At 71.6% G+C, this 14,853-nt stretch carries 14 protein-coding genes; 3 read left to right on the forward strand and 11 right to left on the reverse strand.

The features are described from left to right. Nucleotides 1-64 precede the first annotated feature (64 nt). From ACWEKM_RS26240 to ACWEKM_RS26255, 4 genes are read right to left on the reverse strand one after another with little or no spacing between them, the layout of a single operon-like run. Complete coding sequence (locus ACWEKM_RS26240; protein WP_451623684.1) at nucleotides 65-913, reverse strand: hypothetical protein; 849 nt, start codon at nucleotides 911-913, stop codon at nucleotides 65-67. A gap of 1 nt (nucleotide 914) precedes the next feature. Next, nucleotides 915-2,024 (reverse strand): hypothetical protein, encoded by a 1,110-nt coding sequence (locus ACWEKM_RS26245; protein WP_451623685.1) that lies wholly within the window; start codon nucleotides 2,022-2,024, stop codon nucleotides 915-917. Further along, complete coding sequence (locus tag ACWEKM_RS26250; protein ID WP_451623686.1) at nucleotides 2,021-3,079, reverse strand: hypothetical protein; 1,059 nt, start codon at nucleotides 3,077-3,079, stop codon at nucleotides 2,021-2,023. Before ACWEKM_RS26250 ends, ACWEKM_RS26245 begins: the two co-directional genes overlap by 4 nt. Then, the gene (locus tag ACWEKM_RS26255; protein ID WP_451623687.1) at nucleotides 3,076-3,810 is read right to left on the reverse strand and encodes a cupin domain-containing protein; all 735 of its coding nucleotides are present in this window, start codon (nucleotides 3,808-3,810) and stop codon (nucleotides 3,076-3,078) included. The genes ACWEKM_RS26250 and ACWEKM_RS26255 overlap by 4 nt, the downstream gene beginning before the upstream one ends. A gap of 469 nt (nucleotides 3,811-4,279) precedes the next feature. Between ACWEKM_RS26255 and ACWEKM_RS26260 the strand changes: the two genes are divergently transcribed. The 3 genes from ACWEKM_RS26260 to ACWEKM_RS26270 all read left to right on the forward strand — a co-directional run bounded on the left by ACWEKM_RS26260 (nucleotide 4,280) and on the right by ACWEKM_RS26270 (nucleotide 8,236). Further along, a complete protein-coding gene (locus ACWEKM_RS26260; protein ID WP_451623688.1) occupies nucleotides 4,280-6,100 on the forward strand; it encodes an endonuclease/exonuclease/phosphatase family protein in 1,821 nt (606 codons plus the stop codon). 128 nt (nucleotides 6,101-6,228) lie between these two features. Continuing rightward, complete coding sequence (locus tag ACWEKM_RS26265) at nucleotides 6,229-6,783, forward strand: hypothetical protein (protein WP_451623689.1); 555 nt, start codon at nucleotides 6,229-6,231, stop codon at nucleotides 6,781-6,783. Between the two features lie 226 nt (nucleotides 6,784-7,009). Further along, the gene (locus ACWEKM_RS26270; RefSeq protein WP_451623690.1) at nucleotides 7,010-8,236 is read left to right on the forward strand and encodes a cytochrome P450; all 1,227 of its coding nucleotides are present in this window, start codon (nucleotides 7,010-7,012) and stop codon (nucleotides 8,234-8,236) included. A 244-nt stretch (nucleotides 8,237-8,480) separates the two neighbouring features. Here ACWEKM_RS26270 and ACWEKM_RS26275 read toward each other — a convergent pair whose 3' ends face one another. The 7 genes from ACWEKM_RS26275 to ACWEKM_RS26305 all read right to left on the reverse strand — a co-directional run bounded on the left by ACWEKM_RS26275 (nucleotide 8,481) and on the right by ACWEKM_RS26305 (nucleotide 14,705). Next, nucleotides 8,481-9,737: a cytochrome P450 gene (locus ACWEKM_RS26275; RefSeq protein WP_451623691.1), complete on the reverse strand. Its 1,257-nt coding sequence runs from the start codon at nucleotides 9,735-9,737 to the stop codon at nucleotides 8,481-8,483. After that, the gene (locus ACWEKM_RS26280) at nucleotides 9,734-10,351 is read right to left on the reverse strand and encodes a GTP-binding protein (protein WP_451623692.1); all 618 of its coding nucleotides are present in this window, start codon (nucleotides 10,349-10,351) and stop codon (nucleotides 9,734-9,736) included. Before ACWEKM_RS26280 ends, ACWEKM_RS26275 begins: the two co-directional genes overlap by 4 nt. Beyond that, nucleotides 10,332-10,688, reverse strand: a complete 357-nt coding sequence (locus ACWEKM_RS26285; protein WP_451623693.1) for a DUF742 domain-containing protein — start codon at nucleotides 10,686-10,688, stop codon at nucleotides 10,332-10,334. The genes ACWEKM_RS26280 and ACWEKM_RS26285 overlap by 20 nt, the downstream gene beginning before the upstream one ends. Further along, on the reverse strand, nucleotides 10,685-11,104 hold the full coding sequence (locus ACWEKM_RS26290) for a roadblock/LC7 domain-containing protein (protein ID WP_451623694.1): 420 nt from the start codon (nucleotides 11,102-11,104) through the stop codon (nucleotides 10,685-10,687). The genes ACWEKM_RS26285 and ACWEKM_RS26290 overlap by 4 nt, the downstream gene beginning before the upstream one ends. 116 nt (nucleotides 11,105-11,220) lie before the next feature. Further along, a complete protein-coding gene (locus ACWEKM_RS26295) occupies nucleotides 11,221-12,963 on the reverse strand; it encodes a sensor histidine kinase (RefSeq protein ID WP_451623695.1) in 1,743 nt (580 codons plus the stop codon). Nucleotides 12,964-13,343: 380 nt separating this feature from the next. Further along, complete coding sequence (locus ACWEKM_RS26300) at nucleotides 13,344-14,141, reverse strand: SAM-dependent methyltransferase (protein WP_451623696.1); 798 nt, start codon at nucleotides 14,139-14,141, stop codon at nucleotides 13,344-13,346. 63 nt (nucleotides 14,142-14,204) lie between these two features. Next, nucleotides 14,205-14,705: a hypothetical protein gene (locus ACWEKM_RS26305; protein ID WP_451623697.1), complete on the reverse strand. Its 501-nt coding sequence runs from the start codon at nucleotides 14,703-14,705 to the stop codon at nucleotides 14,205-14,207. Nucleotides 14,706-14,853: the final 148 nt, after the last annotated feature.

The raw sequence follows: 14,853 nt of genomic DNA on the forward strand, positions 1-14,853 counted from the left end.
GGGGCGGGGGCAGGTCATACGTCGGGCCGGGGCATGCGTCGGCCGGGTCATGCGTCGGGCCCGGTCACACATCGGGCCAAGTCAGAAAGCCGGCGGTGCGCAGATCGCGCAGATCGCTCCAGACGGTGTGGCGGGCCGGCCGGGGCCCGCGGGTGAGCCGCAGCACGGCGCGCAGCAGCCGGGCGGGCGGCACGGCGGCGACTTCGGCGAACCGGCCGTCGGCGAGCCAGTCGACCTCCGAGGGTCGGAGCCCGCGCGGCACGGGTCCGAGCGGCGGCACCGGGCCGGGTCTGCGTCCGGACACCAGGCGCAGCGCCTGGGCGTGCCGGGGCACCAGCCCGAGCGAGGCGACCCGGACGGGCACCGGACCCAGCGCTTCGCGCACCCTGGCGGGCAGAGCGATCCCGGCGGGGCTCGCGTCGTGCAGGACGTGCACGGTGGCCTCCCCGGCCTGCTCCAGGGCCGCCGTCAGCCGGGGGTCGAGCGGCAGATCGTCCTCGGCGCTCAGCACGGGGCAGCCCGCCTCCAGGTGCACCTGGTTGGCCAGCAGCATCCGGGCGATGGCACGGTCCTGGCAGATCAACAGCCGGGGCAGCCCGTACGCGTACAGGTCGGGCTCGCTCGCGGGCCCGCCGATCGTCGGGGCGGCGGCCGGAGCGGGCAGCAGTCCGGCCGGTTCTGTGCCGCGCAGCACCTCGGTGAACCGGGACAGCCTCAGCGGCGGGGCCGGGCTGTACGGGATGCGCCGCACCGGCGCGGGTGTCGGGCGCAGCACGCGGCAGGTCTCGTAGTACAGCTGCCGCTCGGTGAAGCGAAGGCCGCCGGGGGCGGCGGCGCGGCGGGCCGCGACGGTGATCGCCCGCTCCAGCAACAGCCGGCCGACCGGGCTCATGGATCGCGTGGAGGTCGGCATGTCAGGTCCCGTCGTTCGTCGCCGCTGGTTCCGGAGGCTGCGGCCAGCTCATGAAGCCGACCGTGGCAGCCAGTTGCCGCTCCCGGTCAAGATCGCCGCGGGCCTCTCGGACGGCCCGCTCGACGGCCGAGGCCAGCAGGGCGGGAGGGGTCGCGGCGACGGGACTGCGCCAGCCCCGGATCAGCCATTCGGCCTCCGCGGGGGCGACCCGGGCGATCCGTGCCAGCCAGGGCGGCTGTTCCCGCAGCACACTCGCGGGCGGTTCCTCGTGGAGCGTCACGGCCGTGCTGTTGCCGATGACCGCCCGTACCGGCAGCCCGGCGTCCACGACCACCCGTCGCGGCCGGCTCGCGCGGGCGTCGGCGACCAACTGCAGGCCGCGCACGCTCGCGTCGTGCAGCACGACGACGGGTTCGGTGGCGGAGAGTTCTTCCAACTCGGCGGCGAGGGTCAGGTTCAGCCGCCGGTGCATTCCGTTCGCCGCCAGGAAGACGCGGACCGCCCGGTCCGGGCAGAGCAGCCCGACCGTCGCCGGCCCCGGTTCCGCTTCGGCGGGCCGCACCGTGCCCTCGCCCGCCACCTGGACCTTCTCGTCGTCGATGATCCCGGGCGGCAGGCTTCCGTACGCCGCGACCCAGCGCCCGCAGATCATCGACCGGAAGTCCGGTGGCGAGGGCGCCAGATAGGCACCGGCGCGGCGCGCGGGACGGTGCGGCTTGCCCTTCGCCACCTTGTACACGACGGCGGCGACGGCCGCGCTCGCCCACCAGAGGAGGCCGGCGAAGCGCCCTTCCCCGATGAGGAACGCGAGCGCCACCAGCCCGGCGATGAGGACCACCCCGACCCAGCGGCCGATCCACGCCGGGCGTCCGCTCGCGGGAGCCGCCGTCCAGGTGCGGTTGGCGGTCCGGGCCAGGTAGCAGAGCTGGGTGACGGTGACCCGCCGTCGCCCCCGGTCGGTGGCCTTCTCGGCGATGCGCCGGATCCGTGTGTCGTGCATGCCGCGGCCGTGCACCTTGGGATCGAGGGCGAAGGCGCGCCCGCAGCTGGCGCAGACGCTGCCCGTGCGTTCCTTGCGCGGCAGGGCGGCCCGGCAGGACGGGCAGATCATCCGCGTTCCTCGGGCCAGGTGAGAAATCCGACGGAGGCGGCCCGCCGCCGCGAGTCGGCCGCCGCGCCGGTCCGCTCGACGGCCCGGGTGACGACGGCCAGCAGCTTGGCGGGCGGTACTCCGACGAGCGGGAACCCCCACCCCCTGGCCAGCCACGTCAGTTGGTCACGGCTGAACTCCCCGCTGGTGCGGAGCGGCCCCATGACGCTCGACCCCGGTGGTTCGCCGCGCACGGGCACCGCCCGCGCGAGACCGTGCACGGCGCCGAGCGGGAGACCGATGTCGATGACCCGGCGCCCCGGCTGCGCGGTGCGGACGCGGTGGGCGAGCAGCAGGCCGCGGGCGTCGGCGTCGTGCAGCACCAGTACGGGCCCGGCGCCGGGTGCGGCGAGCAGGGCGGCCGCGTCGGGGACGAGAGTGAGCCCGTACCGGGTGGTCAGACCCGCCGCGTCGAGAAAGACGGCGACGGAGCGGTCGGGGCAGACCAGCACGAGCCCGTCGGCCGGGGTCGCCGGGGCCGCTGCCGGGGCCGCGCCGCCGTGCGTCGGGTGGACGCCCGGGGACGGGTAGCGGCTGTCGTCGATCACCCCGGGCGGCAGCGAGCCGTAGACGCGCTTCCATTCCTCCAGCGGGCCGGTGCGGAAGGCCACCCGGGTGAGCCGGGGACGGCCCCGGCCGACGCCCATGACCCGCGCGGCCACGAAGCCGAGCGCCGTGAGCAGCAGCAAGCCGCCGACGACGCCGAAGGCCACGATCTCCGAGCCGAGCGCGATGAACAGGGCGATCGAGCCGAAGACGGCCGACACGATGGCACAGCCCGTGTCGACCTGGGTGTCCCGCAGCGACTTTCGGGACAGCGCGTACCACAACTGCCCAGTCGTGCAGGGAAGTTGACCGTCCTGGGTGAGGCCGGCGACGATCCGACGGACCCGGAGGTCGCTCAGGCGCAGCGGGTTGGTCTTGGGGTCCAGGGCGTAGGTACGTCCGCACTTGCTACAGCGGTTGCCGGGGCGTTCTTTTTGCAGCAGGGACTTCTCGCAGTGCGGGCAGATCATCGACGGCCCTCCAGTTGCTGTGCGAGCCGACGCAGCCGGGCGGCCAGCCGCTCCCGCACGGTGGTGACGCCCGGCCCCTGTATCCGCTGGACCCGCTCGATGTCGCGCAGGGCGGCGGCGAGTTCCAGATAGTCGGTACGGGCGAGGGTGCCGGTGCCTGTGTGCGGCCCGGCGGTCGTGGGGGTGCCGTACGACGGCCCGGCTGCCCTGCGCTCCGCCTCGGGGGCGGTGATCGCGTAGTCCTCGTGGTCGATGCCATAGCCGGTGTTGGCGGCCAGGATGGTCAGCGGGGTGGTGTCCCGGTTGGCGAAGGAGTGCGGCATCATCTCCGGGATCCTGATCAACTCACCGGGGGCGAGCGGGACTTCGGTGACCCGGCCGCGCTCGTCGTCGTACAGGCCGCAGGCCGCGTATCCCAGACTGAGGACGAAGTGCTCCCCGCCGTGCGCATGCGGGGTGAAGGCGCTGCGCGGGCCTACGATGCCGAGTTTGACGGTGGCGTTGGAGGGGCGCTCGGGGGACGTGGTGGCGTCCCCGACGAGATAGTGGGCGAACTGCCCGTCGTCGATGAACCGGAGCAGGTCCCGCTCCGGCCCCAGTTGCCGGGCGCCGTCACGGTCGCCGAGGACGACGGAGCCGTCGGAGCGCAGCCGGTACAGCCGCACACCGCGCGGCAGCCTCCCCAGCCCTCCCCGGCCGTCTTCCACGGCCCGTATGCCAGGGGCCGTCATGCCTGACACACCTTCACGCGAGCTGCCGGACAATCACGCCTCCCCCATGCGCCGCTCACCATCGCATACGCATGGTAATCCGCTGATCCAGAACGCGGCGGGGTCGGTCGCGGACCAACGGCCGACACGGAGCCGAACGGTGAGTGAACAGGAGCCTGGCGGCGGGGGGTACGGGACACCAGGCCCCGGTGAATTCCGGACTCCGGCCCGACCCGGCGGAGCGGGCTTTCCGGCGTCGTCCGTGCCGAGCGGGGTGACGTGAGTGTCCCGGGTGTCCGCTTCAGCGGACGTACACCCGCCGGACACACCCTGAGCCGACGCGCGTGGAAGCAACATGGGGAGAACACCTGACGGTTGCCGCCGAGACACCTGGCGGGCCTACAACTTCCCTGCCGCCGCAGCGCGTTCCCCCAGGCGCTCCTGACGCGGTGCTCGCGACCCGTCCGCTCCGATCGCGAAAGGCACCGTCATGAAGTCCCGCCTCAGAACTCACCGTCCCTCGCGCGTCATCCTGCTCACGGCCACCGCGCTCACCAGCGCACTGACTGCCACACTGCTCGCCCTGCCCACACCGGCGTCGGCCGCCACCGTCACCATCGCCGCCGTTCAGGGCGGCATGCGCAAGTCGCCGTACAGCGGCCAGGATGTGACGGTCAGCGGGATCGTCACCGCGATCCGCTCCACCGGATCCTCGCGCGGCTACTGGATCCAGGACCCCGTCGGCGACGGCAACCCGGCCACCAGCGAGGCCGTCTTCGCCTACACGGGATCCACCACCCCCGCCACCAAGGTCGGCAACAAGGTCACGGTGCGGGGCAGGGTCTCCGAGTACTACCCGGGCGGCTCCTCGGCCGGTGGTCAGTCCCTGACCGAACTGACCCAGCCGCAGATCCAGTCGACCGCCTCCACCGGCAACCCGCTGCCGGCCCCCGTCGTACTCGACGCCGCCTCGGTCCCCGCCGCCTACGCCCCCGGCGGCAGCCTCGAAAGCCTCCCCCTGGACCCCGCCCGCTACGCGCTCGATCTGTACGAGTCGCTGGAGGGCATGCGCGTCCAGATCGACAACGCGCGCGTCGTCGGCGCGAGCAACGACTACGACGAGCTGTTCGTCACCACGAAGCCGACCGAGCACCCGAGTCCCCGCGGCGGCACCGTCTACGGCTCGTACACCTCGCAGAACACCGGACGCGTCAAGGTCATGTCGCTGACCGGCTCCTTCCCGACCGCGGACGTGGGCGACGTCCTCGGCGGCAGCACCGCGGGCCCACTCGACTACGACGGCTTCGGCGGCTACACCGTCCAGGCCACCACGCTGGGCACGCTCAGCGACAACAACCTCGCCCATGAGACCACCCGGGCGCAGAGCGCAGGCGAACTGGCCGTCGCCACCTACAACGTGGAGAACCTGGACCCGACCGACCCGCAGGCCAAGTTCGACCGGCTCGCGGCCGGCATCGTCACCAATCTGTCCGCCCCGGACATCGTGGCGCTGGAGGAGGTCCAGGACAACAACGGCGCCACCAACAACGGCGTGGTCGCCGCCGACCAGACCTACACCAAGCTGATCAACGCCATCACCGCGGCCGGCGGCCCGACGTACTCCTACCGTCAGATCAACCCGGCCAACAATCAGGACGGCGGCGAGCCCGGCGGCAATATCCGGGTCGGCTTCCTCTACAACCCGGCACACGTCGGCTTCACCGACCGACCCGGCGGCACCTCCGGCAACGCGGTGTCCGTGGTGAACAACGGCGGCACCGCGGCCCTGTCGTACTCGCCCGGCCGGATCAACCCCGCCGACTCCGCGTGGAGCGGCAGCCGCAAGCCCCTGGCCGGCGAGTTCACCTTCCAGGGCAGGACCGTCTTCGTGATCGCCAACCACTTCGTCTCCAAGGGCGGCGACCAGCCCCTGGACGCCCGCGTCCAGCCGCCCACCCGCGGCTCCGAGACACAGCGCGGCCGGCAGGCGGCCCAGGTGAACACCTTCGTGAAGCAGCTCCTGGCGGTGCAGCCGAGCGCCCGGGTCATGGTCCTCGGCGACCTGAACGACTACGAGTTCTCCGGCACCCTGTCCACCCTGACCGCGGGCACCGGACTCACCGATCTGCCCGCGACGCTGCCGTCCGGCGAGCGGTACACGTATGTGTACCAGGGCAACTCCCAGGTGCTGGACCACATCCTGACCAGCCCCTCGCTGTCCTCGTACGACTATGACATCGTCCACGTCAACGCCGAGTTCGCGGACCGGGCCAGCGACCACGACCCACAGGTCGTCCGGCTCCTGCCCTGACCCCCACGCGGTACCGAGCCATGCCACGGCGGAGCTGACCTTCGCCTGAACCACCGGGGCCCCGCGGGCCGTTGACGCGTCCGGCACACCTGTGGCGAAGGCGCCCGGTCGGGGTGATGATGAGTCCTGTGAGCGGGGACACCCACGGCGGCGACAGGATCGACTTCAGAAACGGAACCTTCCGGGGCGAGGCGATCGGGAAGAAGGTGGAACATCACCACCATTACGGGCCCATGCCGCACGTAGGGGACGCGCTCCCGCCGGCGGTGGCCGAGTTCACGGGCCGCGGGGACGAACTCGCTTCCCTGCTGGCGGTGGCCGGCGCCGCCGGCACCCCGGCCGCGGTGACCGCGGTGGCCGGTCCTGGCGGCGTGGGCAAGACCGCGTCGGCGGTGCGGCCCGCCCATGCGGCCCGGGGACGCGGCTGGTTCCCGGGCGGTGCGCTGTTCGTGGACTGCCATGGTTACGACGAGACGCCCGCCGGTCCCGAACAGCTGTTGGAGGCGCTGCTGCGCGCCCTGGGCGTGGCACCGCCTGGGACCGGCGCGCTGCCCCGGCGGGAACTGAACACCCTGCTCCGGGCCCGTCTGGTCTGCCACAACAGCAGGAAGCTACTGATGGAAGGACTGATACGCGATGCGGAACGAGTCGCCGAAACAGCACGGGAACGCCAGGGGAGTTGACGCCCGCATTCGGTCGCTGCGGGCCGAACCGGCCCCCTTGGTTGGCGTCGGACCAAACTTCGCGGACTGCAGCGACGGTTCCTGAGCCCGCCCGGCAGCGCGACCGTGGCCGGTTTTCGGTCAAAGGTGGTCGTAAGGCCACCAGTAGGCGGAGACCCGGCTGTTGGGAATTCTTAGTTGATCAATAAGCTTGTGCCCGCAGGCCGCGACTCACTCTAGGAGACCCATGTCCACCGCCCAACAGGTACCCGACATACTCTCGCCCGAGTTCGCAGAGAACCCCTATCCGGCCTACCAAGCGATGCGGGAGAGCGCGCCCCTCATCTGGCACGACGTCACCGAGAGCTACATCATCTCGCGTTACGAGGACGTAGAGCGCGTCTTCAAGGACAAGAACGGCGAGTTCACCACCGAGAACTACGACTGGCAGCTCGAGCCCGTACACGGCAAGACGATCCTGCAGTTGAGCGGTCGCGAGCACTCCGTACGGCGGGCCCTGGTCGCGCCGGCCTTCCGCGGCAGCGATCTACAGGAGAAGTTCCTGCCCGTCATCGAGCGCAACTCCCGTGCACTGATAGACACCTTCCGGCACACGGGCACCGCTGACCTGGTCCACGACTACGCGTCCCGTTTCCCGATCAACGTCATCGCGGAGATGCTGGGCCTGGACAAGAGCGACCACGAGCGGTTCCACGGCTGGTACACGTCGGTCATCGCCTTCCTGGGCAACCTGTCCGGTGACCCGGAGGTCGCGGCGGCCGGTGAGCGCACCCGGGTGGAGTTCGCCGAGTACATGATCCCGATCATCCGGGAGCGCCGCGAGAACCTCGGAGACGACCTGCTGTCCACGCTGTGCGCCGCCGAGGTCGACGGCGTGCGGATGAGCGACGACGACATCAAGGCCTTCTGCAGCCTGCTGCTCGCCGCGGGCGGCGAGACCACCGACAAGGCGATCGCCAGCATCTTCGCCAATCTGCTCGCGCACCCCGAGCAGTTGGCGGCCGTCCGCGCGGACCGCGGCCTGATCCCCCGTGCCTTCGCCGAGACGCTGCGGTACACGCCGCCCGTCCACATGATCATGCGGCAGTCGGCGGCCGAGGTCACGCTCAGCGGTGGCACCATACCGGCGGGCGCGACCGTCACCTGTCTGATCGGCGCCGCCAACCGCGACGAGAGCCGCTACGCCGACCCCGACCGGTTCGACATCTTCCGCGAGGACCTGACCACGACGACCGCCTTCTCCGCCGCGGCCGACCATCTGGCCTTCGCTCTCGGCCGGCACTTCTGCGTGGGTGCGCTGCTGGCCAAGGCCGAGGTCGAGGTCGGCGTGGACCAGTTGCTGGACGCGATGCCCGATGCCCGGCTGGCCGACGGGTTCGACCCGGTGGAGCAGGGCGTGTTCACCCGCGGGCCGCAGTCGCTGCCGGTGCGGTTCACACCGTCCGCCGCCTGAGTCCGCCCGAACCAAGCCGCACGCCGCTGGGCCGCCTCCGGTTCGGGCCGTATGCCGCCCGAGCCGACGCCGGTTCACGCTGCGCGCCGCCCGGGTCGGCGGGCCGACGCGCGGCCGGATCGGGTCACGACCTGCCCGTCGTGACCCGGTCCGCCGTGCCGCCCCCTCCCGGGCCGGTGCGCCACCGTCTCGGGCGGGTGCGCCACTGCCTTGGGCGGGTGCGCTACTACCTTGGGCCGGTGCGCTACTGCACCACCGGGGTGAAGAGGGCCGGCAGGGTCGTCAGGCCGCGCATCCAGATGGATGGACGCCAGGTCAGCTCCTCCGGTTCCACCGCCAGCACCAGGTCCGGCAGCCGCTCCAGCAGTGTCTCGACCGCCGTACGGGCGATGACATCGGCGAGCAGCGGGGCCGGGTAGGGGCAGCGGTGCTCGCCGTTGCTGAACGACAGATGGGCGGAGTTCTCGGCGCCGACATGGGATTCGGGCCAGATCTGCGGATCGGTGTTGGCCGCGGCCAGCCCCAGCACGACACAGTCACCCGCCCGGATCTGCCGTCCGCCGAGCTGGGTGTCCCGTACGGCCCAGCGGCCGATGAAGTTCTGGGTCGGCGTGTCCAGCCAGAGAACCTCGTTCAGTGCCTCGCCGACGCTGAGCCTGCCGCCCGAGACGTTCAGGGCGAACCGCTCGTCGGTGAGCAGCAGCCGCAGCGTGTTGCCGATCCAGTTGCCGGTCGGCTGCTGGGCCGCGGCGATCACGGAGATCAGGTCCTGGACGATCTCCTCGTCGGTCAGTCCCGCCGGGTCGAGGAGCATCCGGGAGGTGACGTCCGGGCCCGGCTTGTCCCGCTTCTCCTTGACCAGCCGCTGGATGCGTTCGCCCACCCGGACATAGGCCGCGACCGGGTCGTCGCCCTCCGCGGCGTCGAGCGAGATCCGCAGGTCGTCGACGAGTTGCTGGGTGTCGGTGCCCTCGTGCGGCATCCCGCACATCTGCACCGCGGCCCGCATCGGCAGGGCGTGTGCGTAGGCGCTCATCAGCTCGGCCTGACCGCTGCCGGCGAACGAGGCGATGAGCCGGTCGGCGATGACCTGGCAGTCACGGGCGAGTTCGAACTGGTCGATGCCCTCCAGCGCATGGGTGATCACGCCCGCCCGGCGCCGGTGCTCCTCGCCCTCCGTGAACAGCACCGAAGGCTGGTAGCCGACGAAGGGCAGCAGCGGCCAGTCCTCGGGAATGGCCGGCCACTGGTTCCAGCGCCGCGAGTCCCGGGCGAACAGCTCGTCATGGCTGGTCACATAGCTGACCTCGGTGTAGCCGAGCACGAGCCAGGCGGGTATGTCGCCGTCCAGCAGCACCGGTGCGACGGCGCCGTGCTCGCGGCGCAGGCTCCGGTACATCTGTTCCGGAGACTGCTGGTATTCGAGACCTGCCAGCGGCACCGCGCCCTCGTGGGCGGGGCAGCCCGGGGGCGGTGTGGGGTCGGATCCGTTGTCGGTCACGATGCGCTCTCCTTGACCGCGGCCATCTGGTAGAGGTGATCCACGAGGGTGATCAGCACGTCCTTGCCCGAGGCCCGTACCCGCGCGTCGCATTCGATCAGCGGCACATGTTCGGGCAGCGCGAGCGCCTGGCGTATCTCGTCCAGCGAGTATCGGGCCTGGTCGTCGTCGAAGCGGTTGACCGCCACCAGGAAGGGCGTCTTGTGCTGTTCGAGACGGTCGATCGCGTACCAGGAGTCGTCCATCCGCCGGGTGTCGACCAGGACGACCGCGCCGAGCGTGCCGGAGAAGAGCCGGTCCCACAGGAACCAGAAGCGCTCCTGTCCGGGGGCGCCGAACAAGTACAGGACCATGCGGTCGTTGAGGCTGATCCGGCCGAAGTCGAAGGCCACGGTGGTGGTGGTCTTCGCCCGCACCCCGCTGATCTCGTCGACGCCGACACCGGCCTGCGTCATGACCTCCTCGGTGTTCAGCGGCCGGATCTCGCTCACCGAGCGGACCAAGGTGGTCTTTCCGACCCCGAATCCGCCCACGACGACGATCTTTAGTCCGATCTCAGCGGCATCGGCCAAGGGCGCGCGGCTGGAAGGCAGCTCAGAGATTGCGGAGCCCATTGAGCACCTCCTTGAGAAGGGCGGTTTCGGGAAGCGAAGCGAAGGATTGCGCCGCGCGCGGGTGGCGTGCGGTGATCCGGCTGGTGGCCAGCAGGTCGCCGAGCAGGATGCGTACCACGGTGATCGGCAGTTTCAGTTCCGCGGCGATCTCGACCACGGCCGTGGGATGCCGGCACAGTTCGAGAATCCTGACGTGTTCCGACTGCATGCCGGCGGTGGGCTCGCACTCGCTGACCACCAGGGTGACCAGGTCGAAGGAATCGTCGGTGCGGCTGCGCCCGCCCGTGACCGTGTAGAGCCGATCCGGATCACCGGTGTCCACCGGCCTGCGGATCACGAGGTGGTACTCCCTGCCACGGGTGTGCGGGGTTCGGCCCGCAGGTGCTCGCCGATCTGCTCGACGAGTTCGGTCATCTGGTTGCCGACCACGCCCGGGTCGGCGTCCTCGTCCGCCACCACGGCCAGGTGCGCGCCCTCGCCCGCTTCCACGATGAACAGCAGCCCGCCGTGGAACTCGGTCATGGAGTGGCGGACGCCGCCGGTGCCGTCGCCGAACTCCACGGAGGCGCCCTGGGCGAGGGCCTGGATGCCCGAACAGATCGCGGAGAGTTGGTCGGCCTGATCCAGCGTCAGGTTCTCGGTCCAGCAGAGCTTCAGGCCGTCCCGGGACAGCACCAGGGAGTGACGCGTCCCGGGGGTGCGTTCCAGGAGGTTCTGCAGAAGCCAGGTCAGGCTGTTGTCGGTGGTCTGCATGGCAGGTGATGGGACGGTGGTGCCCGGTTGTCCGGTCACCGGCCCGTTCCTCCAATCTTGCGAACAGGGGGCAGGGATGCCAAAGCTCTGGGCGCCGTGCGGAAGACGCCGTGGTTCTACTCCGGGGCGGACTGCTCCGAGTCCGGCTCGCCGGACGGGGTGCCGCCGCCCGCGCCGGCCCGGCGTCCACGGTGGAAGGCGCCGAACCGTGCGCCCGCGTCCCGCGAGGTGTCGCGGGCGCCCGGGCGGGACTCGTCGCGCGCGGCGGCGTCGTCGGCCGCCTTGCGCTGTCGGCGTTCGAGTTCGGCCTCGGCCATGGTGCGGCCGGGGGCGCGCACCGGCAGGCCGTTGGGCGTGGAATCGGCGGGGCGCGGCAAGAACGGCTCCGGTTCGGTCGCGGGCGGGGTGTCCGGGCGGTCCGTACCGAGCAGGTCGTTCTCCACGGCGGGAGCGGGTCCGGGGGTGGGGATCACCGCTTCCACGCGGCGTTCGGGCGTGGTGGGGGCGGGGTCGCGCTGCTGGGCGAGCAGTTGGGGCGGCAGCAGGACGACGACGCCTGTGCCACCGCGCGACGATGGCCGGAAATTGACGCTGACGCGGTACTTGGCGGCCAGTCGGCCGACCACGGCGAGGCCGAGGCGGGTGCCCTGGAGCGAGGCGAGGTCGGCCGTCTGCCCCGCCACCGCCTTCTCGGCGTGCCGCATCGCGGCATCGGCCATCTTCAGACCGCTGTCCTCGATGGTCACGACGATTCCGGCGGTACGTTCCTCCACATAGACGTGGACCTCGTCGATGGGCGGCGAGAAGTTGGCGGCGTTGTCCATCAGTTCGGCGAGCAGGTGCATGACGCCCTCGGCCGCGTAGCCGGAGATCGCGGCCGTGGTGGGGCAGTGCAGGCGGACCCGCTGGTAGGCGGCGATCCGGCCGACCGCGCCCCGCAGGATGCTCTCCATCACGATGGGCTTGTTCCAGGCGCGGCTGGAGCGCCCGCCCATGAGCAGGGCGAGGCGGTCGGTCATGAGGCCGAGCTGGGAGGTGCTGTGGTCGAGGCGCAGCAGGTCGCCGAAGACCTCCTCCCCGTGCCGTTCCTGCATCTCGCGGAGGTCGGCGAGCATGCTGACGGCCTTGGCCTGGACTCGGCTCAGGGCCTTGGCGGAGGCGGCCTGCGCGGCGGCGGCGCGCCGCTCGCTGAGGGCCATCTCCCGTACGAACACCTCCGCGGGCGTGCGCAGCAACGGCAGGCTCGGCCACTCCAGTTCGGCCAGCACGACGTCCGCCGAGGCGCCCTCGCGCAGCCGGGTGATCGCCGCGGGCAGCGTCTGCCGCGTCAGCTGTTCCAGCTCCGCCAGGGCCAGCGCCCTCTCGCGATCGACCTCGTGGTGCTCGGACCGGATCGCGGCGGCCTGCCGTACGGCGTCCTCCAGGAGGGCGGCGAAGGTGTGCGTGATGCGCCGCAGTTCGGGTTCGGCGACGGAGGCGGCGTTGGCCAGGGCCTCGTCGGCGCCCGCCCCGTCCAGCAGTTGCTTGGCCACGGTCGGCAGAGCGACGTTCGCCACATGCAGGGTGGCCGCGTGCTGCTGGGCCAGTTGGGCGTTGAGGGCGCCGATCTGTGCCGCCTGCTGGTCGGCGGTGCGGCGGGCGCGCCGCGAGAGCCGGGATGCGACCAGGACGGCGCAGGACACACAGACCCAGGAGGCCCCGGCCACCGCCAGTGTCCAGCCCTGGGCGGCCTGGGGCGCCGCCGCCGCGACGCCGCCGGCCGCCGCGGCGGTCACCAGCAGCACGGCCGGAGGTACGGCTCGTGCGGTGCGGGACGCCTTGGCGGTCCGGGGCTGGCTGGTGGGAGCAGGCACTGACATTCCGCGGTCCCTCTGGTCCTTGAGAGCTGGGCAAGGTCGATCGACATGTATCGACCGCAGGTCGGGACGGCTCCACAGATGGAGTGAGGCCGTCCGGACGGCACCCGGCTCATGCTAGCCATCCCGCAGACCACAGAAGCCGGACAAACTACACACTCCGCCCAGGAGTGAACTTCGTCGGGATTTGGCCACCCGAGCTGAAACATGTGTTAGGGCGTTCGCTTGGTGGACAATCGGCTATTTGCCCCAAAAGTACAAGATTTCACAGCAGTTGCTCCACATTCCTCTGGCCATAGGTCGTCACCTCGACCACCTTCCATGTCCGAGAGGCCATCGATTTTCAGCCAATTGTGGCCGAGAAGACGGCACTCGGTGGCCGTTCAGGCGGCCTTGCGGGCCACGCCGCCGTAGAAGCCGATCGCGTCGGAGCCGGTCGGCGGCGGGGCGTCCGGACGCCAGAACGGGACCTGGGCGAGGCCTGGTTCGACGAGTTCGAAGCCGTCGAAGAACCGCTCGACCGCGGCGTGGGGGCGCAGGTTCAGGGTGGCGCTGGCCCTGCTGTAGACGGCCTGGGCGGCGCTGCGGTCGGCGAAGTCGCCTGTGGCGTGCGAGAGCACCAGGCAACTGCCGGCCGGGAGCGCGTCCCGCAGGATGGCGACGACCTCCCCCGGCTTCTCCTCGTCGGTGAGGAAGTGCAGTACGGCCACCAGAAGTACGGCGACGGGCTGGTCGAAGTCGATGACCCGGCGGACGTCGGGGTGGTCCACGATGGCCCGCGGGTCGCGCAGGTCCCCGAGTACGACGCCGGTCCCGCCGGAGTCGCCGAGCAGTGCGCCCGCGTGCGTGTGCACGATCGGATCGTTGTCGACATACGCGACCCGGACGTCCGGGGCCAGTTCCCGGGCCGTCTCATGCACGTTGGGCGAGGTGGGCAGCCCGGTGCCGATGTCCAGGATCTGGCGGACTCCGCTGCCGACGACGTACCGGACGGCCCGGCTCAGGAAGGCGCGGTTGGCCTGTACGCCGATGCGCACCTCGGGCGCCGCGGCGGCGAGTGCGTCGCCCGCGTCGCGATCCACCAGGTAGTTGTCCTTACCGCCCAGCAGATAGTCGTAGATCCGGGCGGGGTGCGGCCTGCTGGTGTCGATCTCCTCGGCGCGGAAGCCGTCCTGTCTCACGCTGCGTTCTCCTCTCGGCGACCGCCACGGCCTCCTTGCCCGTGGTCGGCCGACGCCAGCCTTTCACATCAACTTCGTTGTGCGTGGCGGCAGTTCGGCGGGTCTCCCGGTGCGCGGGGGCACTCCGGCGGCGCCGAGTGCCGCGCTCTCGGCCCGCGGGGCCGTGACGTCGGTGACCAGGCTGCCGAGGGCGGCGTCCGGCGCCACGAAGGCATGGGCGGTGCGGGACGGCTCGGCCCCATCGGCCACGACTGTGCTGCACCGCACCGCCTGGATCGCGGCCTGCTCGACGGCGACGTCGAGGTCGTACGCGGTCAGCCCCTGCCCGGCGGTCAGGCCGCAGCAGCCGGGGGTGGCGGTGTCGAAACGGGGAGGCGCGAGCGAGGCCAGGGTCGGCCGTCCGGTAAAGGCCCCCTCGCCGGGACGCGGGGTGCCCGGCCGGTACGAGGAGGGTGGTCCGGCCGGGACCGTTCGGCGAACGCGTCGATCGCGGGCAGCGACAGGGGCGGCACGGTGATCCGCCGGCCGCGCGGTGCCCTGGCCACTCCGGGCACGCGGTGCCACCGTCCAGGACGACCATCCCCCCGTCCACCACCAGCACGGCCCCGTCCGCCGCGAGACGCCGCTCGGCCCCGACACCCCCACGGGCGCACAACCCGAACGGGGCCCCACACCACACACCAGCAAGCCGCGGACGCCACCACAAGGCGTT

The organism is Streptomyces sp. NPDC004752 (assembly GCF_053601275.1).

Excerpts from the sequence above, each read along its gene's own strand:
- ACWEKM_RS26260 (WP_451623688.1), top strand. The coding sequence starts at position 4,280 with ATGAAGTCCCGCCTCAGAACTCACCGTCCCTCGCGCGTCATCCTGCTC.
- ACWEKM_RS26240 (WP_451623684.1), bottom strand. The coding sequence starts at position 913 with ATGCCGACCTCCACGCGATCCATGAGCCCGGTCGGCCGGCTGTTGCTG.
- ACWEKM_RS26250 (WP_451623686.1), bottom strand. The coding sequence starts at position 3,079 with ATGATCTGCCCGCACTGCGAGAAGTCCCTGCTGCAAAAAGAACGCCCC.
- ACWEKM_RS26255 (WP_451623687.1), bottom strand. The coding sequence starts at position 3,810 with ATGACGGCCCCTGGCATACGGGCCGTGGAAGACGGCCGGGGAGGGCTG.
- ACWEKM_RS26245 (WP_451623685.1), bottom strand. The coding sequence starts at position 2,024 with ATGATCTGCCCGTCCTGCCGGGCCGCCCTGCCGCGCAAGGAACGCACG.
- ACWEKM_RS26290 (WP_451623694.1), bottom strand. The coding sequence starts at position 11,104 with ATGCAGACCACCGACAACAGCCTGACCTGGCTTCTGCAGAACCTCCTG.
- ACWEKM_RS26270 (WP_451623690.1), top strand. The coding sequence starts at position 7,010 with ATGTCCACCGCCCAACAGGTACCCGACATACTCTCGCCCGAGTTCGCA.
- ACWEKM_RS26295 (WP_451623695.1), bottom strand. The coding sequence starts at position 12,963 with ATGTCAGTGCCTGCTCCCACCAGCCAGCCCCGGACCGCCAAGGCGTCC.
- ACWEKM_RS26280 (WP_451623692.1), bottom strand. The coding sequence starts at position 10,351 with ATGGGCTCCGCAATCTCTGAGCTGCCTTCCAGCCGCGCGCCCTTGGCC.